This window comes from Enterobacter cloacae complex sp. IR5422, from assembly GCF_049238165.1.
Taxonomy (GTDB): domain Bacteria; phylum Pseudomonadota; class Gammaproteobacteria; order Enterobacterales; family Enterobacteriaceae; genus Enterobacter; species Enterobacter roggenkampii.
The window spans coordinates 1-19,651 of record NZ_JBMKHT010000027.1 but is presented as its reverse complement, the minus strand read 5'-3'; the positions used below and the strand labels follow the sequence as shown (position 1 = coordinate 19,651).

Sequence of the window (19,651 nt, the reverse complement as noted above, 5' to 3'; positions counted from 1 at the left end):
CCATGTTTGAAAAGCGTCACCGCATTACGTTGTTATTCAATGCCAACAAAGCCTATGACCGTCAGGTGGTAGAAGGCGTGGGTGAATATTTGCAGGCGTCGCAATCCGAATGGGATATTTTTATTGAAGAAGATTTCCGCACCCGTCTGGAGAACATTAAAGACTGGCTGGGCGATGGCGTCATCGCCGACTATGACGACCCCGTCATTGAGCAGCTGCTGACCGACGTCGACGTGCCGATCGTGGGCGTCGGCGGCTCCTACCACTCGCCCGAACACTATCCGCCGGTTCACTATATTGCCACCGATAACCATGCCCTGGTCGAAGCCGCGTTTCTCCATTTAAAAGAGAAAGGCGTCCACCGCTTCGCGTTTTATGGTTTACCCGCCACCAGCGGCAAGCGCTGGGCCGTTGAGCGTGAACACGCATTTTGCCAGCTGGTCGCGCAGGAGAAGTATCGCGGCGTGGTCTATCAGGGGCTGGAAACCGCCCCGGAAAACTGGCAGCACGCGCAGAACCGTCTCGCTGACTGGCTGCAAACGCTGCCGCCGCAAACCGGGATTATTGCCGTAACGGACGCCCGCGCCCGCCACGTGCTGCAGGTCTGCGAACACTTACACATTCCGGTGCCCGAAAAGCTGTGCGTGATTGGCATTGATAACGAAGAGCTTACCCGCTATCTGTCCCGCGTGGCGCTCTCTTCCGTGGCTCAGGGCACGCGTCAAATGGGCTATCAGGCGGCGAAGCTGCTGCACCGTCTGCTGGATAAAGAATCTCTGCCGCTTCAGCGCCTGCTGGTGCCACCGGTTCGCGTCGTGGAACGTCGCTCGACCGATTATCGCTCCTTAAGCGACCCGGCCGTCATTCAGGCCATGCACTATATTCGCAACCACGCCTGCAAAGGGATTAAGGTCGATCAGGTGCTGGATTCGGTAGGCATTTCGCGTTCGAATCTGGAGAAGCGTTTTAAAGAAGAGGTGGGCGAAACCATTCATGCCGTCATCCATGCTGAAAAGCTGGAGAAAGCACGCAGCCTGCTCATCTCCACGTCGCTGTCGATCAACGAAATCTCGCAGATGTGCGGTTACCCGTCGCTGCAATATTTCTACTCGGTGTTCCGCAAAGAGTATGACACCACGCCGAAGGAGTATCGGGATCGCCACAGCGAGGTGCTGATATAGAAAAGAAAACGCCTTCCAGTGGAAGGCGTTTTTTGAGATTACATATGCGCGGCGATTAAGCGCTGGTTATCCTGGTACATGGCGAAGAGATAGTTGTTATAGCTCTGTCCCTTCGTCGAATACCCTTTCAGCTTGTGGATCATCGTACTGGCCGTCACTTCCTGGTCCGCTTTACGCAGCTGAGCGCGTGATTTACGGAACGATGAGTAGGCCGGGTGCGTGTTCAGATTCACCACATAGGCGTTCACGGAATCCTTCACGGATTCAAACTGCGAATAGCCTTTCACCTTGCCAGGCGCATTCGTACAACGACCTTTCACGCATTTCATGCCGAAAAGGTTGTTGTTATTACGCGCAAGCTTAGACGTTCCCCAGCCGCTTTCGGCTGCAGCCATGGTCGCAACCATGCTGCCCGGGATGATATCCACACGCTCAAGGAGAGCATTCCACGGCACACGACGCGTGTTCCCGTTCCAGCTCAGCTTGTAGCGCTTCGTGATATCTTTCAGACGCGCGCGCTCGGATGGCGACCAGCGGCTATCGTACTGTTTGGAAATCAGCCAGTTACGATCCGCAGTAATCGCGGCATTTTGACTCGTGATGTAAGGCATTACCGTCCGGAGAAACGCTTTTTTCCTTGGTGTTCCGGAAGGGTATTTTCGCAAATCAGGAAGTGAACTACTCTTTGCACTATTGCGAGAATACTCTTGTTTACTGCTAACCTTACTACTTGTCGTCTTTATTACGTGGGCTTTCTTACTCGTTGTATCCGTGTGCGTCTTCGCAAGCACCCCACCCGAAAATGCCGTGGTGAGTAACATGAGTATCGCAGCCCCATATCGTCGAATGGGAGTCGATATCATTAGGTCTCCTGGTCGGATGTAATCATCCCAACACCTTATTTTTTTCACAAATTTGAGAGCGGAATCTCAAATCATATCAAAAATAGACTTCAAGAGCACGTATAGAAATAGTCCAATTCCGAAACTATGTCACCTGAAACTTGCTCATAAAAACATCATTTCTGGAAAAATGTGTGCGTTATCGCAGATAACTGCCTAATTTTGCGCAAGATCACTCATCCTCACGCATCCTCCTGGCAGAAAGCGACAGGGGATGAGTTTTTCCCGCCCGCCTGCTGGCAAACTGGTCAAAAATGCCGCGACAGGAACCTGGAATGAAACGCACCGCAATAGCCTTTCTGATGTTACCCGCACTGGCACATGCCGACTGGTCATCGCCGGGGTTTGACGCATTTCGCGCCGAAGGCACCGGGATTTTCACCAGCCAGGCAAAGCTTGCGAAGGGTACGCGTCCTCTTACGCTCAGTTTTGACAAGACGTGCTGGCAGCCCACAGGCGCGATAAAACTCAATGAGATGCTGTCGCTCAAGCCCTGTGACGGTACACCGCCGCAGTGGCGCCTTTTCCGCGACGGTGAATACCAGATGCGAATCGATACACGCTCCGGCACGCCCACGCTGCTGCTGGCGGTTCAGAGCGCGACAGAACAGCCGGTGGCCAACGTTATCCGCCAGTGCCCGAAGTGGGACGGTAAGCCGCTGACGCTGGACGTCAGCCATACCTTCCCGGAAGGCTCCGTCGTGCGCGATTTCTACAGTAAACAGACGGTGACCGTACAAGGTGGAAAAATCACCCTGCAGCCAGCCGCCAACAGTAACGGCCTGCTGCTGCTTGAGCGCGCCGAAACCGACAAGCCTGCGCCGTTTAGCTGGCAAAACGCCACCGTCTATTTTGTACTGACTGACCGCTATGTGAATGGTGACCCGAGCAACGACAACAGCTACGGCCGCCACAAAGACGGCATGCAGGAGATTGGTACGTTCCACGGCGGGGATCTCAAGGGACTGACCAGCAAGCTCGATTACCTGCAGCAGCTGGGGGTGAATGCGCTCTGGATAAGCTCCCCGCTTGAGCAGATCCACGGCTGGGTAGGCGGCGGCACCAAAGGTGATTTCCCGCATTATGCCTACCACGGCTACTACACCCAGGACTGGACAACGCTCGACGCCAACATGGGCACCGGGGATGACCTGCGTCAGCTTGTTGATGAAGCGCATAAGCGCGGCATTCGCATCCTGTTTGATATCGTCATGAACCACACGGGCTACGCGACGCTTGCGGACATGCAGGCGTATCAGTTCGGCGCCCTGTACCTGCAGGGTGATGAGCTGAAAAAGACGCTGGGAGACCACTGGACGGACTGGAAGCCTGGCGCAGGCCAGACCTGGCATAGCTTCAATGACTACATCAACTTCAGCGACAAAGCCGCATGGGAAAAATGGTGGGGTAAAAAGTGGATCCGCACCGACATCGGTGATTACGACAACCCCGGCTTCGATGATTTAACGATGTCGCTGGCGTTTCTGCCCGACCTGAAAACGGAATCCACCGCCCCTTCCGGGCTACCCAATTTCTACCAACACAAACCCGATACCCACGCGAAAGCTATTCCGGGCTATACCCCGCGCGATTACCTGACCCACTGGCTCAGCCAGTGGGTACGTGACTACGGCATCGACGGTTTCCGCGTGGATACCGCGAAGCACGTTGAGCTTGCGGCCTGGCAGCAGCTGAAAGACCAGGCAAGCCAGGCGCTGGCCGCCTGGAAAGGCGCTCACCCGGACAAAAAGCTCGACAACGCACCGTTCTGGATGACCGGCGAATCCTGGGGTCACGGAGTGATGCAGAGCGATTATTACCGCCACGGCTTCGACGCGATGATCAACTTTGATTATCAGGAGCAGGCGGCGAAAGCGGTAAATTGCCTGGCCGATATGGATCTCACCTGGCAGCAGATGGCGGAGAAGCTGCAAAGCTTCAATGTGCTGAGCTACCTCTCATCACACGATACGCGTCTGTTCCGCGAAGGGGGCCAGCGCGCGGCGGAGCTGCTCCTGCTGGCACCAGGCAGCGTGCAAATCTATTACGGGGATGAGTCCGAGCGTCCGTTCGGGCCGACAGGCTCCGACCCGCTGCAGGGCACCCGCTCGGATATGAACTGGCAGGACGTCACGGGCAAGCAGGCCTTAACCGTCGCCCACTGGCAAACGCTGGGTCAGTTCCGCGCCCGCCACCCGGCGATTGGTGAAGGCAAGCAAACCACGCTGTCGCTGAAAGAGGGGTATGGATTCGTACGTGAACATGATGGCGATAAGGTGATGGTCGTCTGGGCGGGGAATCAGTAGATCATACCCCTCACCCTAACCCTCTCCCCATGGGGAGAGGGGAGAAGCTCCAGAACTATTCACTACACAAATCCACTCCCGCCCTATAAAACCACAAATCCGACCACACCACCCGATTTGCACCAACACGGTGCTAGCGTTATGGTTACCCACTTTCAAAATAAGCTCGACAGATCACCTGCTATGACGTTTTCACTTTTCGGCGACAAATTTACCCGCCATTCAGGCATTACTCGCCTGATGGAGGACCTCAACGACGGGCTGCGCACACCGGGCGCAATCATGCTCGGCGGCGGAAACCCGGCTCAAATCCCGGAGATGAATACCTATTTCCAGACCCTGCTCGCTCAGATGCTGGAAAGCGGCAAAGCAACCGATGCGCTTTGCAATTACGACGGCCCGCAGGGGAAAACCGAGCTGCTGGCACTCCTCGCCGAAATGCTGCGTGACGAGCTGGGCTGGGATATCGAACCACAGAATATTGCACTGACAAACGGCAGCCAGAGCGCGTTTTTCTACTTGTTTAACCTGTTCGCAGGACGTCGCGCGGACGGCACCACCAAAAAAGTGCTGTTCCCGCTGGCGCCGGAGTATATCGGCTATGCCGATTCCGGCCTGGAAGAGGATCTGTTCGTCTCTGCGCGCCCGAACATCGAGCTGCTGCCGGAAGGCCAGTTCAAATATCACGTCGATTTTGAACACCTGCATATTGGCGAAGAGACGGGCATGATCTGCGTATCGCGCCCGACTAACCCAACGGGCAACGTGATCACCGATGACGAACTGATGAAGCTGGATGCGCTGGCCAATCAGCACGGTATTCCGCTGGTGATCGATAACGCCTACGGCGTGCCGTTCCCGGGCATCATCTTCAGCGAAGCACGTCCGCTGTGGAACCCGAACATTGTCCTGTGCATGAGCCTCTCTAAGCTGGGTCTGCCGGGCAGCCGCTGCGGAATCATCATCGCCAATGAGAAAATCATCACCGCCATCACCAATATGAACGGCATTATCAGCCTTTCTCCGGGCGGCATTGGCCCGGCGATGATGTGCGAGATGATCAAACGCAAGGACCTGCTGCGTCTGTCGAATGACGTGATCAAGCCTTTCTACTACCAGCGCGTTCAGGAGACGATCGCGACACTTCGTCGCTATTTGCCGGAAGAACGCTGCCTTATCCACAAACCGGAAGGGGCGATTTTCCTGTGGCTGTGGTTTAAGGATTTACCTATCTCCACCGAACTGCTTTACCAGCGCCTGAAAAAGCGCGGCGTGCTGATGGTGCCGGGCGATTATTTCTTCCCGGGTCTGGATAAGCCATGGCCGCATACCCATCAGTGCATGCGCATGAACTACGTCCCCGACCCGGAAAAAATCGAAGCGGGTGTTAAAATTCTCGCCGAAGAGATCGAAAAAGCCTGGCAAGAAGGCAATTGTTAAAAATAAGGCTCTTCAAATGAAGAGCCTTATTTTTCCGTGATCTGAATCTTATATTAAGGATATATCCTGTAGCGCTTCATTTATCATTCCCATTGAGTTTTCTTAGGAATATTCCTTTAATTTAGGCTCGCTAACCACCCTCTCAATAATTAAGAAAAAATTAAATATGCTAACTTATTGTTATTTTAAATAACCCTCTTCAACGCAGCAAAATACCTTCCTGAGTCGCTTTCATGCATATTTAAAAATACTGCATATACTCACTAATACGCCGCTCGGCGTTCTTTTGCGTGGAGTATTCATATGCTACCTAATAATGTTAGTCGCATCAGCGCTATTGCTGTTGCGGTACTGCTCGCGTTCTCTCTTTCTGCCTGTAGTGGAAGCGGTGGCGGATCTCACTCAACGGCCAAAAATAACCCTGCGACGGGAAGCAGCAGCGGCTCAGATGATGGAAGTGGCACAACCGCGAGCAATGGCGGTTCGGGCAGCAACGGATCGGGCACCGGAACGGGTTCAGGTACCGGGACAGGCGCTGGCGGCGGAACGGGTTCTGGTTCAGGGTCGGGATCAGGTTCAGGCTCAGGCTCAGGCTCAGGCTCAGGCTCAGGCTCAGGCTCAGGAGGCAGTGGAGGAACCACTACCGCAGGCGTAAATACGATACTGGGTGATGCCGGTAAAACCGTGACCAGCGTCGGATCCACTGTGGATAGCCTCGGAAGCCAGCTTCCGACAAATAATCCCGTCACGTCAACCGTCTCAACCACCGTCAGCGGCGTTGGCAGTGCCGTGTCCACCGTGGGGACAGGCGTTACGACTGGCGTTGGCGATCCAAACAACCCGAACGGTGTGGGTACCACGGTTAAAGGCGTGACCACGTCGGTCACCTCCCTCGGCAATACCGTTTCAACGGTAGGCACGGGCCTGGCGAGTTCCACTTCCGGAACCCCGGTCAGCGGCGTAACCGGCCTGACGGGCAGCGTGGTCAACAGTACCGGGCAACTGGTCAGTAACACCGGCACGGGTCTCACCAACACGGTAAGCAGCCCTGCTGTCACTCAGGTAACAACCGATACCACGACCCTGGCTAACAAGACGCTGGGCGGAGTACAAGGCGTGACGCAAACCGTAGGCACCACAACGGGTCTCGGCACACCGGTTAACGGTCTGCTGACCCAGGTGGGTGGCACCGTCAGCGGCGTGGGGACCAACATTAGCAGCAGCAATAGCGGGCTTAGCGGTGTCGGTCAGGTCGTTCAAAATGTCGGCCAGACGGTCACGGATAGCGGTACGCTAGTGAAACCCACATCAACCACCGGAGGCAGCGGCACAGGATCTCTGACGGCCGATGCCAATGTGACAGCCACGAACAATAGCCTGAGCACAACGGTCAATACCACCCTCAATACGCTGACTGCGGGTGTAACGGCCAATGCAGGCACAACCCAAAACACATCTACGACAAACCCGATTAACGGGCTCAACACGTTAACCTCGAGCCTACTGACGCCAAAACAGTAATCCTTTTACTGCCTGTCTGCGCCCCTGGTTCAGGGGCGCTTTATTCAGCGACATTTACCCCAACCGGGGATGACGAACAGGGATAGCGCGATGAAACACCACTTCCTTTTTTCGCTGACGGGGCTGGTTGTGCTGAGCATGGCCCGCGCCGATACTCTGCCCTCTATTATTAACCCCGATAACCCGGCGCAAGTTTCTCGTAACGTTGCCCCCGAACAGACTGAGGCCGCGCCGCAGCCGAACGTCAAAATAGAAAAACCGAAGTCAACGCTGACGCCTGAAACGCCTATTACCATTCATCACATTCAGTTTATTGGCGGCACGCGTTATCCCTTGAAGGAATTACTTCAGCCCTTCAGGCCTTACGCTGGAAAAACCGTGCCGCTAAAAACGCTTACGGGGCTGGTAAACGATATTACGGAACGCTATAAGGCCGACGGTTTTCCACTCTCTTATGCCTGGCTGCCCGATAATAATTTCCAGCAGGGCAATATTAAAATTGTTCTGGTTGAAGGCTATGTCGCTCATAGCGACATCACCAGTAATAACCCGCACATCGCCGAACGTCTTAAACGTTTGTCCGAAAAAATCATGGCGGAAAAACCGCTGTCTCAGGATACGTTCGATCGCTACAGCCAGCTGATGACGCGCACCCCGAACGTTCCGGTTACGGCTAACGCGCAGCTGCCAACCAATATCTATGGCGCAGCGGCGATGCAAATCACCGGTAATCAGGAGCGGAGCTGGAATATCGCTTCCACCATCGATACCCGTAAAGGGCAAGATTTAATGATGCTGAACGGCACGCTCAGCAACATGACAAGCTATGGCGATCAGCTTGGCGTGGCCACGCTTGTACCGTTAGATAGCAACACGCGAAAAAATTATGTCGGCCTGAACTGGCAGCAGTTTTTAAACGATGAAGGGCTGACGATGCAGCTAAAAGGCAGCTATTACCGTGAAGATCCGCGAGATTTTTCGCCCCTGCTCTCTTTGCCGAATAATATCAGCGTCGATTCGAAGCAAAAAACAACGCAATACAACGGCGGCGTGACGTTTGGCTACCCCCTGCTGCTGACGCAAAAATCACAAATTAATCTGACCAGCGGTTTTGATTACACCGACCGCCAGGATGATTATGCCCTGCAGGCCAGACTGCTGGGCAAAACCTATAGCCTGGACTCCGTCAACCAGCACGCGCGTTATCCCGCGCTGGAAGTGGGCATCAACGGTGCACATCAGTTCACAACCGCCAGCCTCAGCGGCCGACTCAACGTGCGTCAGGGTATTGATGCGATGGGAGCCGATATCGTCTCGGCCCCCAGGCCCGATATTAATTTTACGCTCACGAAAAGCTATCTGGACGCAGCCTGGCTGTTTGCCGATAAGTGGCGGCTATCAACGTCCTGGGAGGGGGACTGGTCAAATAACACGTTGCCAGAACCCGAACGCGTTAGCTTCGGTGCCCAGCGGTTTGGCCGTGGATACCAGGACAGCGAAGCAAGCGGTGATTACGGCTATGGCGGGCAGGTAGAACTGCGCTATATCCAGATGCGAAAAGAGAGCACATGGCTTGCCACAATCCAGCCCTACATCCTGGCCGATACCGCGCAAACCTGGTTTAACACCTCCGGCTTGCCTCATCAGCGGCTCGGGTCAGTGGCGGCTGGCGTGATGGTAGGCGATACCCGCCACTATAGCATCACGGTTGAGGCGGCAAGACCCGTCGGGGATGTTCCGACAGACAGTCGCAACAGAGACTGGCGCTACAGCCTGACGTTTACGTGGAATTTCAATAAAATGCAGTAAGCCTTTCAGCCCGAATACTGGCAGGATCAACGCAGCGCAGCGCGTGGGTTGGACAGGCCTCCACGCAGGCCGGTCCGCCTTCGCGCTGCACACATAAATCACATTTCAGCGCTTGTGCCCTGCTTCCCACCAGCCGTAGCTGCATCGCCCCAAACGGACAGGCGACCATGCAGCTTTTACAGCCAATACAGCGCGTCTGCTCAACAAGCCAGGCGCCTGCCGTAAGGCTGATGGCATGGGTTGGGCAGACATTGGCACAGGGGGCGTCCTCGCACTGATGGCAACCCACCGCCGTAGTGTAGGCATCCCCCTTTACCACCCGCAGGCGAGAGGTAAAAGCCTCTGCGGTGAAGTCATCCTGATGCGCGACCGCACAGGCCACTTCACAGGTGCGGCACCCGATGCATTTTTCCGCATCCGCCATGATAAATCGGTTCATCTGTTACGCCTCGCGTACGTTAAAACCCAGCTCTTTTGAGATAGCCTCTGCCGTTTCGCGCAGCGGCTTGAGCAGGTTCTTCTCGCCCACCTGCTTCATGCGCGACGTCGATAGCGAGATAGAGATCGCATACGGAACGCGGCCGTGAATATCAAACACCGGCACGGCAATACAGGAGACGCCCAGCTCGTTCTCTTCTTTGTCCATCGCCATGCTGCGATCGCGAATTTCCGCCAGCTCATCATACATGGCGCTCAGTTCAGTGATGGTGTTGCGCGTCAAAGGTTGGATCTGTTCCTGATGGCTTTCCCAGTAGCTCGCCACGTAATCTTGATGGCCAAACGCCATGTAAATCTTGCCCATCGCAGAGCAGTAGAGCGGCATATGCTGGCCGATATAGGCGCGCGTGCGCAGCATACCGGTTGTCGGTTCGAGCTTGTAAATCAGGATCGCGTGGTCGTCTTCCCGGCTGGAGAAGTTCACCGTCTCGCCGGTCGCAATGTTCAGCGCTTCGAGGTGCGGAGCGGCCACGTGAATGATATTCAGCGACGACAGCGCCTTTTGCCCGACGGCGATAAATTTGGTGGTCAGGCGATAGCTGCCCGCGGCGGGTGCCGGGGTCACGTACCCGCACGACTGTAGCCCCTGCAGCAAGCGGTGCACGGTGCTCTTATTCAGCCCCGCCAGTTCCGATAAATGTGCAAGCGGACACCCGTTCGGATAGTTGCTGAGGATCTCAATCAGCATCAGGCCGCGAAACAAGCTCTGGCTGCCTGCTGGCCTCTCTTTCTCTTGCGTCATTTCGCTCTCTTTCATGCTCATTACATGGCTCCTGTTTAGCGCGTCCTGATGGTAGCGCAAAGTGTGGGTCAGTTCACGATCTCAACAGAAAAAAAACAACCAATTGATTTTAATCGATTTTGAAAAACATGAATGTCGTTGATCTGACAAAATTTGATCGCTATATTTGAAATCAGATTTCGCATAGTGGAATTTAGCGATAAAAAAGCACTCACACTTGCCCTTAAAAGAACAGGAGAACAGGGATGAAAGTGACTTTCGAAGAGTTGAAAGCGGCGTTCAATCGGGTTCTGCTCGACCGCGGCGTGAAAGCGGAAACCGCAGACGCCTGCGCCGAGATGTTTGCCCGCACCACGGAATCCGGCGTCTATTCGCATGGTGTAAACCGTTTCCCGCGTTTTATTCAGCAGCTTGATGCAGGGGATATCATTCCTGACGCCCAGCCCAAACGGGTGATGACATTAGGCGCCATCGAACAGTGGGATGCGCAGCGCTCCATTGGCAACCTGACGGCGAAGAAGATGATGGATCGCGCCACCGAGCTGGCGTCCGATCACGGCATTGGTCTGGTGGCACTGCGTAACGCGAACCACTGGATGCGCGGCGGCAGCTACGGCTGGCAGGCGGCGGAGAAGGGCTATATCGGCATTTGCTGGACCAACTCGATTGCCGTGATGCCCGCGTGGGGATCAAAAGAGTGCTGCATCGGCACAAACCCGCTGATCGTTGCCATTCCGTCGACCCCGATCACCATGGTCGACATGTCGATGTCGATGTTCTCCTACGGCATGCTGGAGGTGAACCGCCTGGCCGGGCGCGTGTTGCCGGTAGATGGCGGCTTTGACGACGAAGGTCACCTCACCAGAGAGCCGGGCGTGATCGAGAAAAACCGCCGTATTCTGCCCATGGGCTACTGGAAAGGGTCCGGCTTATCCATCGTGCTCGATATGATCGCCACCCTGCTCTCAAACGGATCTTCCGTCGCGGAAGTGACCCAGGACAACAGCGACGAGTACGGCGTATCGCAGATCTTCATCGCCATTGAGGTGGATCGCCTGATCGATGGCCCAACCCGCGATGCCAAACTGCAGCGCATTATGGACTTCATCACCACTGCCGAACGCGCAGATGAGAATGTCGCCATCCGTCTGCCAGGGCATGAATTTACCCGTTTGCTTGAAGAGAACCGCCGCAACGGCATCACGGTTGACGACAGCGTGTGGGCGAAAATCCAGTCTCTGTAAGGAGTGGGCCATGATATTCGGACATATTTCCCAGCCAAATCCGTGTCGCCTGCCGCGGGCGATTGAAAAAGCCCTTCATTTTCTGCGCACGACGGATTTCACCACCCTGGAGCCAGGCGTAGTAGAAATTGAAGGTCGCAACATTTTTGCCCAGGTTCTCGACCTGACAACAAAGGATCTGCACGAGAATCGCCCGGAAGTGCATCGCCGCTATCTGGATATCCAATTCCTGGCCTGGGGTGAAGAGAAAATCGGTATCGCGATTGATACTGGTAATAACGAAATAAGCGAATCATTGCTGGAACAGCGCGATATTATTTTTTATCACAACAGTGAAAATGAGTCGTTTATCGAAATGATACCCGGCAGCTATGCCATATTTTTTCCGCAGGATATGCACCGTCCTGCCTGTATTAAAAACAAGGAAACCACAATTCGTAAGATTGTGGTGAAAGTGGCAATCAGCGAATTAGATTAATTTTCTGATATACCCTAAATAATTCGAGTTGCAGGAAGGCGGCAAGAGAGTGAATTCCCAGGAGCTTACATAAGTAAGTGACTGGGGTGAACGAGCGCAGCCAACGCACATGCAACTTGAAGTATGACGGGTATAAATACAGGAACGCGAAATGACTAATACCGGTTTTATTATTGGTGCGTACCCCTGCGCACCCTCGTTTCACCAGAAAGGGGAACAAGAAGAACAAACCTTCTGGCGGGAACTTTCCGACACGCCGAATATTCGCGGGCTGGAACAGCCTTGCCTTGAAAATCTTCATCCCCTTGGTGACGAATGGCTGTTCCGCCATACCCCGGGGGACTGGCAAATCGTGGTCACGGCAGTTATGGAAACCATGCGGCGCCGCGGCATCAACGGCGCATTTGGCCTGGCCTCGGCTGACGACGCGCAGCGTAAAGCGTGCGTGGACTTTTACCGACATTTGCACAAAAAAATTAACGCCGTGAATACCCGCTTCCCGGGGAAAGTGATTGCTCTTGAGATGCAGGCGGCCCCGCAGGCGGGCAATGCCTCGGTCGAACAAGCCACCGACGCGTTTTCCCGCTCCGTCCGTGAAATAACAAGCTGGGACTGGGGCTGCGACCTGGTGCTGGAACACTGCGATGCCATGACCGGCGTCGCACCCCGTAAAGGCTTCCTGCCCTTAGAGCAGGTGCTGGAGGTGGTGAAAGACACGGATATCAGCGTCTGCATCAACTGGGCGCGGTCGGCCATCGAAGGCCGTAACACCACCCTTCCGCTTGACCACGTTCAGGCCGCGCTTAATGCCGGGAAACTGGGGGCCTTGATGTTCTCGGGTACGACCACCAGCGGCGAGTACGGTGAATGGCAGGATCTGCACGCGCCATTTTCTTCCTTCTGTGCCGATAGTTTGATGTCCACTGAACGTGCAAAAGCACTCTTTACTGCGGCGAGCGCCGCAACGTTGAAATTCTCCGGTATTAAATTACTGGAAATAAATGCTAATGCTGATGTCAGCCATCGCATCGCCATTTTGCGCGACGGTATCAGCGCAATGAATAAAGCAACGCAATAACAATAAGAAAAGTTTATTCCGGTTACCTACTGAGAGATTAACTATGAATATTTCTACTCATGCTCTACATACGGACATTCCGCGCCAGCGCTGGCTAAGAATCATTCCTCCTATTCTTATCGCCTGTATTATTTCATATATGGACCGCGTGAATATCGCGTTTGCAATGCCGGGAGGTATGGACGAAGAATTAGGTATTACCGCCACCATGGCAGGCCTCGCGGGCGGCATATTTTTTATCGGCTATCTGTTCCTGCAGGTACCCGGCGGCAAGATTGCGGTGCACGGTAGCGGCAAGAAATTTATCGGCTGGTCACTGGTCGCCTGGGCGGTGATCTCGGTGCTCACGGGTCTCGTGACGAATCAGTACCAGCTGCTGGTGCTGCGCTTCTTACTCGGCGTGGCGGAAGGCGGGATGCTACCCGTTGTGCTCACCATGATCAGCAACTGGTTCCCGGATGCCGAACGCGGTCGCGCCAACGCAATTGTGATCATGTTCGTACCCATCGCCGGGATAATCACCGCCCCGCTGTCGGGATGGATTATTACCGCACTTGACTGGCGCTGGCTGTTCATCATTGAAGGTCTGATGTCCGTCGTTGTGCTGGTGCTGTGGGCGTTCACCGTGTACGACCGTCCGCAGGAAGCCCGCTGGATCTCAGCGGCCGAGAAAAACTATCTGGTACAAACGCTGGCGGCTGAACAGCAGGCCATCGCCGGAAAAGAGGTGAAAAATGCCTCGCTCAGCGCGGTGCTGTCTGACAAAACCATGTGGCAGCTGATCGCCCTGAATTTCTTCTATCAGACCGGGATTTACGGTTACACCCTCTGGTTGCCGACCATTCTGAAGGAGCTGACGCACACCAGCATTGGTCAGGTGGGGATGCTCGCCATCCTGCCCTACATCGGCGCCATTGCGGGCATGTTCCTGTTCTCCTCGCTTTCTGACCGCACCGGCAAGCGCAAGCTGTTTGTCTCCCTGCCGTTGATTGGCTTCGCGCTCTGCATGTTCCTCTCCGTTGCCGTGAAAGCAAACATCTGGCTGGCCTATGCCGCACTGGTGGGCTGTGGTTTCTTCCTGCAATCCGCCGCGGGGGTGTTCTGGACGATACCGGCAAGACTGTTTAGCGCCGAAATGGCAGGTGGCGCGCGCGGCGTGATCAACGCCCTGGGTAACCTCGGTGGCTTCTGCGGCCCGTATGCCGTTGGCGTGCTGATCACCCTGTACAGCAAAGATGCAGGCGTCTACTGCCTGGCCGTTTCACTCGCGCTGGCGTCGCTGCTGGCCCTGCTGTTGCCGGCGAAATGCGATGCCGGGGCAGAGCCCAATCCCACGGTAAATCCCCATAAGCGTGCGGCCTGATGCCCCCACCACAGCCCTCTCCCACGGGGAGAGGGAGAAAACCGAACAGTAGGCCGGGTAAGCGAAGCGCCACCCGGCAATTAAGCGAGATGAAGATGAGTGAAAAAGAGCCCTTCTGGCTGGGTATCGATTGTGGCGGTACTTATCTAAAAGCCGGTTTATACACCCGCCAGGGCAAAGAAGTTTGTATCGAACGCCGCTCCGTTGCCACGCTCAGCCCGCGAGCGGGCTACGCCGAGCGGGATATGCATCAGCTCTGGCAGCACTGCCACGCCACCATCGCCGCGTTGCTCAAGAATGCAGGCGTAAACGGCAACCAGATCAATGGGGTCGGCATTTCTGCGCAGGGTAAGGGGCTGTTTCTGCTCGATAAACAAGACCAACCGTTGGGCAACGCCATCCTCTCCTCCGATCGCCGGGCACTGGAGATTGTGCAGCGCTGGCAGCAGGACGGCATTCCCGAAAAACTCTACCCGCATACGCGCCAGACGCTGTGGACCGGGCATCCGGCCTCGCTTCTGCGCTGGGTCAAAGAGAACGAGCCGCAGCGGTATCAGCAAATTGGCTGCGTGATGATGGCGCACGACTATCTGCGCTGGTGCCTGACCGGCATGAAGGGCGGTGAAGAGAGCAACATCTCCGAGTCCAATCTCTACAACATGAATACCGGGCAGTATGACCCGCAGCTTACGCGCTGGCTCGGGATCAGCGAGATTGACGGCGCCCTACCGCCGATTGTCGGTTCAGCAGAAATCTGCGGGGAAATCACCGCTCAGGCAGCCACCCTGACCGGTCTTGCGGCGGGCACGCCCGTCGTGGGGGGACTGTTTGATGTGGTTTCCACCGCGCTCTGCGCCGGACTGCAGGACGAGCACACGCTTAACGCCGTGATGGGGACCTGGGCCGTCACCAGCGGGATCGCCAGTGCGCTTCGCAGCAACGAACCCTTCCCCTACGTTTATGGCCGCTACGTGCATCCGCAGCAGTACATCGTTCACGAAGCCTGCCCGACCTCGTCCGGCAACCTTGAGTGGCTCACCGCGCAGTGGGGCGACATGTCGTTCAGCGAGATCAACCACGCCGTCGCCAGCCTGCCGAAAGCCGAAAGCGATGTGTATTTCCTGCCGTTCCTCTATGGCAGCAACGCCGGGCTGGAGATGACCAGCGGTTTCTACGGAATGCAGGCGCTACACACACGCGCGCACCTGCTGCAGGCGGTTTATGAGGGCGTGGTGTTCTGCCACATGACCCACCTCAACCGCATGCTCGAGCGCTTTACCCACGTACATGCCCTGCGCGTGACGGGTGGCCCAACCCATTCGGACGTATGGATGCAAATGCTCGCGGACGTCAGCGGACTGGCGATTGAACTGCCGCAATTGGAAGAGACCGGCTGTTCCGGCGCCGCCCTGGCCGCCCTGGTCGGCACCGGCGTGTATCCCGATTTCCATGCGGCGCAATGCGCCCTCCGACACGACATTCGTGTCATTGAGCCTGACATGCGCGCCCATGAGGCCTATCAGCGCAAGTATCAGCGCTATCAGCTACTGATTTCAGCACTACAGGGCTATCACGCCCGAGTTAAGGAGAACAACCTATGAGCCGACCATTACTGCAGCTGGCGCTCGACCATACCTCTCTTCAGGCCGCGCAGCGTGATGTCGCGTTGCTTGCCGATCACGTTGATATCGTCGAAGCGGGCACCATTTTGTGCCTGACCGAAGGGCTAAACGCCGTGCGCGCCCTGCGCGAGCAGTGCCCGGATAAAATCATCGTTGCGGACTGGAAAGTGGCCGATGCCGGAGAAACCCTGGCAGAGCAGGCATTTGGCGCGGGTGCAAACTGGATGACCATCATCTGCGCCGCCCCGCTGGCCACCGTTGAACGCGGCCACGAGGTGGCCCTGCGCCGCGGGGGAGAAATCCAGATGGAGCTCTTTGGTCACTGGACGCTGGACGATGCTCGCGCATGGCATCGCATCGGCGTGAAGCAGGCCATTTATCACCGCGGACGTGACGCACAGGCGAGCGGCCAGCAGTGGGGTGAGGAGGATCTCGTAAAAATGAAAGCGCTCTCCGATATCGGTTTGCAGCTTTCTATTACCGGCGGTATCACCCCCGCCGACCTGCCGCTGTTTAAGCAAATCAACGTCAAAGCCTTTATTGCCGGACGCGCGCTGGCAGGCGCCGCCAATCCGCCGCAGGTGGCACAGGCATTCCATTCGCACATTCGCGACATCTGGGGAGCGTAATCATGCGTCAGCATCCGTTAGGTATTTACGAAAAAGCGCTGCCAAAAGATCTCTCCTGGCCCGAGCGGCTGGTACTGGCGAAAAGCTGCGGGTTCGATTTTGTCGAGATGTCTGTCGATGAAACCGATGAGCGATTATCACGCCTCGACTGGAGCACCACGCAGCGCGCCTCTCTGGTGGAAGCGATGCTGGAAACCGGCGTGGCGATCCCCTCTATGTGCTTGTCTGCACACCGTCGCTTCCCGTTTGGCAGCCGCGATGAAACCGTGCGCGAACGCGCCCGTGAGATCATGAGCAAAGCCATCAGGCTGGCGCGTGATTTAGGCATTCGCACCATCCAGCTTGCCGGGTATGACGTCTATTACGAAGCGCATGACGAGGGGACGCAACAGCGCTTTGCCGACGGGCTGGCGTGGGCCGTGGATCAGGCCGCCGCCGCACAGGTGATGCTGGCGGTGGAGATCATGGACACCGCGTTTATGAACTCCATCAGCAAATGGAAAAAGTGGGACGACATGCTCGCCTCACCGTGGTTCAGCGTTTATCCGGACGTTGGCAACCTGAGCGCGTGGGGTAACGACGTCACCGCCGAGCTGACGCTGGGCATTGACCGCATTGCGGCTATTCACCTGAAAGATACCCAACCCGTCACCGCACAAAGCCCCGGACAGTTCCGCGACGTGCCGTTTGGCGAGGGCTGCGTCGATTTCGTTGGCGTGTTTAACACGCTGCATCAACTGAACTATCGCGGCGCATTTCTGATTGAAATGTGGACCGAAAAAGCAAAAGAGCCGGTGCTGGAGATTATCCAGGCGCGCCGCTGGATTGAAGCCCGTATGCAGGAAGGAGGCATGACATGCTAGACGAACTTAAAGCCGAGGTACTGGCAGCAAACCTGGCGTTGCCCGCCCACCAGCTGGTGACCTTTACCTGGGGCAACGTCAGCGCGGTTGACCGCGAAAGCGGCATGATGATCATTAAACCGTCCGGTGTGGAATACGACGTGATGACGGCGGAGGATATGGTGGTGGTGGATATCGCCACGGGTCAGGTCGTCGAGGGTAATAAAAAACCCTCTTCAGACACGCCTACCCATCTTGCGCTGTATCGTCGTTACCCGGAGATTGGCGGCATCGTGCATACCCATTCGCGACACGCCACTATCTGGTCCCAGGCGGGGCTGGATTTACCGGCCTGGGGTACCACACACGCGGACTATTTCTACGGAACCATTCCCTGCACGCGCCTGATGACCTCGGCAGAAATTGCCGGGGAATACGAATACCAGACGGGTGAAGTGATCATCAAAACTTTCGAGGAGCGCGATCTCAGCCCGATGCAGATCCCGGCGGTGCTGGTCCACTCCCACGGCCCGTTCGCCTGGGGTAAAGACGCGGCCGATGCGGTTCACAATGCCGTGGTGCTGGAAGAGTGCGCCTATATGGGCCTGTTCTCTCGCCAGCTCGCGCCACAGCTTCCGGTTATGCAGCAGGAGCTGCTCGACAAGCACTATCTGCGCAAGCATGGGGTGAATGCCTATTACGGCCAGTGATCGGCCGGAGTTGATATGCTTTTTACAGTACCGCCGTTTCCAGACGGCGGGTGTTAGCCACGTTTGTTTGAAAAGGCCTACCGGAGTTGGGCAAATCGTGGAGAAGAGGCAATGTGGACCTGGTGGAAATAAAGCATAAACAAGAAAAATAAAACATAACGATATATATAATATACTTAATAATCTCGACAGCATCGGCCTTATTTATCTGTTTTCAGTTTAACGAGTCTGTGATCTAAACCTCGGAAATATTTTTTTGCTGCTAATTAATTCTGGCTAGCATTGAATGACATGCATTTTAATGCTATTCCATCAAGACACACAGTAGAAAAATAAGGGTATCCAATGGAATTTACAGAAAGATTAAATGCATTATCTACTAAAATCAGACAACAAATTGAAGTAATCAATACCGAAGAAGCAACAAAAACTGCGTTTGTGATGCCTTTTATTCATAATGTTTTAGGTTACGATGTTTTTGATCCCTCTGAAGTCACACCCGAATTTGTATGTGATATAGGCACTAAAAAGGGCGAGAAAATTGACTATGCAATAATGAAAAACAATGATGTACAGATACTTATTGAATGTAAAAAAATTGGTGAGCCGTTAAATATAAACCATGCATCGCAGCTTTTTAGATACTTTCACGTTACAAACGCACGGATATCAATCTTAACAAACGGGCAAATATATAGATTTTATACCGATCTTGATGCACCTAATAAGATGGATGAGAAACCATTTTTGGAAGTCGACCTACTTGATATTGATGAAAATGTTGTCCCTGAATTAAAAAAATTGACAAAATCATCATTTGATCTTGAGTCAATTATTAATGCTGCTGGAGAATTGAAATACGTCAGTCAGATTAAAAGAATACTACATTCACAACTTAACAATCCTGAGGACGACTTCGTTAAATTCTTTGCATCCAGAGTTTATGACGGGATGCTAACCCAAAAAGTAAGAGAATCTTTTCTAAATCTTACGAAAAAGGCCGCAAGCCAGTACATAAATGATCAAGTTAATGAGAGGCTTAAATCAGCTATTACTGGTATTGCTCCAACCCCCATCGAACCTCCAATCGAAACACAGCCTCTCGAAGAAGATGATCATAAAGATGAAAATGATATTGTTACAACTTTAGAAGAGTTAGGGAAGGTGCGAATAAGTCCGAGATGTGAGATCATCGTGTTGTAACCTGAACCCAGAATGAGTAACCGGATGAGCCAGCAACTGACTTTTGCCGACAGTGAGTTTTCCAGTAAACGCCGCCAGACCCG

At 54.8% G+C, this 19,651-nt stretch carries 17 protein-coding genes and 1 pseudogene; 15 read left to right on the top strand and 3 right to left on the bottom strand.

The genetic code is table 11. From position 1 onward, the window contains the following. Positions 1-2 precede the first annotated feature (2 nt). Positions 3-1,181, top strand: a complete 1,179-nt coding sequence (xylR, locus tag ACOTXT_RS14090; protein WP_021242460.1) for a D-xylose utilization transcriptional activator XylR — start codon at positions 3-5, stop codon at positions 1,179-1,181. Positions 1,182-1,219: 38 nt separating this feature from the next. Here the strand turns inward: xylR and ACOTXT_RS14085 are convergent, their stop codons facing one another. Then, positions 1,220-2,044 (bottom strand): protein bax, encoded by an 825-nt coding sequence (locus tag ACOTXT_RS14085; protein ID WP_021242459.1) that lies wholly within the window; start codon positions 2,042-2,044, stop codon positions 1,220-1,222. Between the two features lie 314 nt (positions 2,045-2,358). On the opposite strand from ACOTXT_RS14085, the gene ACOTXT_RS14080 reads away from it, so the two are divergent. The 5 genes from ACOTXT_RS14080 to ACOTXT_RS14060 all read left to right on the top strand — a co-directional run bounded on the left by ACOTXT_RS14080 (position 2,359) and on the right by ACOTXT_RS14060 (position 9,159). Further along, positions 2,359-4,389, top strand: a complete 2,031-nt coding sequence (locus tag ACOTXT_RS14080) for an alpha-amylase (RefSeq protein ID WP_023294832.1) — start codon at positions 2,359-2,361, stop codon at positions 4,387-4,389. A gap of 183 nt (positions 4,390-4,572) precedes the next feature. Next, positions 4,573-5,829 carry a valine--pyruvate transaminase gene (gene avtA / locus ACOTXT_RS14075; RefSeq protein WP_023294831.1) on the top strand — a complete coding sequence of 419 codons (1,257 nt, stop codon included), beginning with the start codon at positions 4,573-4,575 and terminating at the stop codon, positions 5,827-5,829. A gap of 316 nt (positions 5,830-6,145) precedes the next feature. Further along, positions 6,146-6,484: a hypothetical protein gene (locus ACOTXT_RS14070; RefSeq protein WP_248199239.1), complete on the top strand. Its 339-nt coding sequence runs from the start codon at positions 6,146-6,148 to the stop codon at positions 6,482-6,484. A gap of 29 nt (positions 6,485-6,513) precedes the next feature. Then, positions 6,514-7,350 (top strand): collagen-like triple helix repeat-containing protein, encoded by an 837-nt coding sequence (locus ACOTXT_RS14065; protein WP_223861891.1) that lies wholly within the window; start codon positions 6,514-6,516, stop codon positions 7,348-7,350. A 90-nt stretch (positions 7,351-7,440) separates the two neighbouring features. Further along, positions 7,441-9,159 (top strand): ShlB/FhaC/HecB family hemolysin secretion/activation protein, encoded by a 1,719-nt coding sequence (locus ACOTXT_RS14060; RefSeq protein WP_023294829.1) that lies wholly within the window; start codon positions 7,441-7,443, stop codon positions 9,157-9,159. On the opposite strand, the gene ACOTXT_RS14055 is transcribed toward ACOTXT_RS14060, so the two are convergent. Further along, complete coding sequence (locus ACOTXT_RS14055; protein WP_055321684.1) at positions 9,143-9,598, bottom strand: 4Fe-4S dicluster domain-containing protein; 456 nt, start codon at positions 9,596-9,598, stop codon at positions 9,143-9,145. The two genes, ACOTXT_RS14060 and ACOTXT_RS14055, sit on opposite strands and share 17 nt — an antisense overlap. Before the next feature lie 3 nt (positions 9,599-9,601). Beyond that, on the bottom strand, positions 9,602-10,420 hold the full coding sequence (gene yiaJ, locus ACOTXT_RS14050) for an IclR family transcriptional regulator YiaJ (RefSeq protein ID WP_021242452.1): 819 nt from the start codon (positions 10,418-10,420) through the stop codon (positions 9,602-9,604). A gap of 224 nt (positions 10,421-10,644) precedes the next feature. On the opposite strand from yiaJ, the gene yiaK reads away from it, so the two are divergent. From yiaK to ACOTXT_RS14005, 9 genes and pseudogenes are all read left to right on the top strand, one after another. Continuing rightward, positions 10,645-11,643 carry a 3-dehydro-L-gulonate 2-dehydrogenase gene (gene yiaK / locus ACOTXT_RS14045; RefSeq protein ID WP_333165674.1) on the top strand — a complete coding sequence of 333 codons (999 nt, stop codon included), beginning with the start codon at positions 10,645-10,647 and terminating at the stop codon, positions 11,641-11,643. Positions 11,644-11,653: 10 nt separating this feature from the next. Further along, entirely contained in the window at positions 11,654-12,121 is a 468-nt protein-coding gene (locus ACOTXT_RS14040) for a YhcH/YjgK/YiaL family protein (RefSeq protein ID WP_046091965.1), read from the top strand. A gap of 151 nt (positions 12,122-12,272) precedes the next feature. Next, the gene (locus ACOTXT_RS14035) at positions 12,273-13,199 is read left to right on the top strand and encodes a DUF4862 family protein (RefSeq protein ID WP_023294827.1); all 927 of its coding nucleotides are present in this window, start codon (positions 12,273-12,275) and stop codon (positions 13,197-13,199) included. Between the two features lie 43 nt (positions 13,200-13,242). Further along, the gene (locus tag ACOTXT_RS14030; protein WP_333165670.1) at positions 13,243-14,562 is read left to right on the top strand and encodes an MFS transporter; all 1,320 of its coding nucleotides are present in this window, start codon (positions 13,243-13,245) and stop codon (positions 14,560-14,562) included. 95 nt (positions 14,563-14,657) lie between these two features. Beyond that, on the top strand, positions 14,658-16,163 hold the full coding sequence (locus ACOTXT_RS14025; protein ID WP_421625327.1) for an FGGY-family carbohydrate kinase: 1,506 nt from the start codon (positions 14,658-14,660) through the stop codon (positions 16,161-16,163). Further along, positions 16,160-16,813, top strand: a complete 654-nt coding sequence (gene ulaD / locus ACOTXT_RS14020) for a 3-keto-L-gulonate-6-phosphate decarboxylase UlaD (RefSeq protein WP_063930158.1) — start codon at positions 16,160-16,162, stop codon at positions 16,811-16,813. Before ACOTXT_RS14025 ends, ulaD begins: the two co-directional genes overlap by 4 nt. A 2-nt stretch (positions 16,814-16,815) precedes the next feature. Continuing rightward, entirely contained in the window at positions 16,816-17,676 is an 861-nt protein-coding gene (locus ACOTXT_RS14015) for an L-ribulose-5-phosphate 3-epimerase (RefSeq protein WP_021242445.1), read from the top strand. Continuing rightward, positions 17,670-18,365 carry an L-ribulose-5-phosphate 4-epimerase gene (gene araD, locus ACOTXT_RS14010; protein ID WP_063930159.1) on the top strand — a complete coding sequence of 232 codons (696 nt, stop codon included), beginning with the start codon at positions 17,670-17,672 and terminating at the stop codon, positions 18,363-18,365. The genes ACOTXT_RS14015 and araD overlap by 7 nt, the downstream gene beginning before the upstream one ends. Before the next feature lie 345 nt (positions 18,366-18,710). Further along, positions 18,711-19,425 (top strand): annotated as a pseudogene (locus ACOTXT_RS14005) (type I restriction endonuclease); the annotation flags it as partial. Positions 19,426-19,651: the final 226 nt, after the last annotated feature.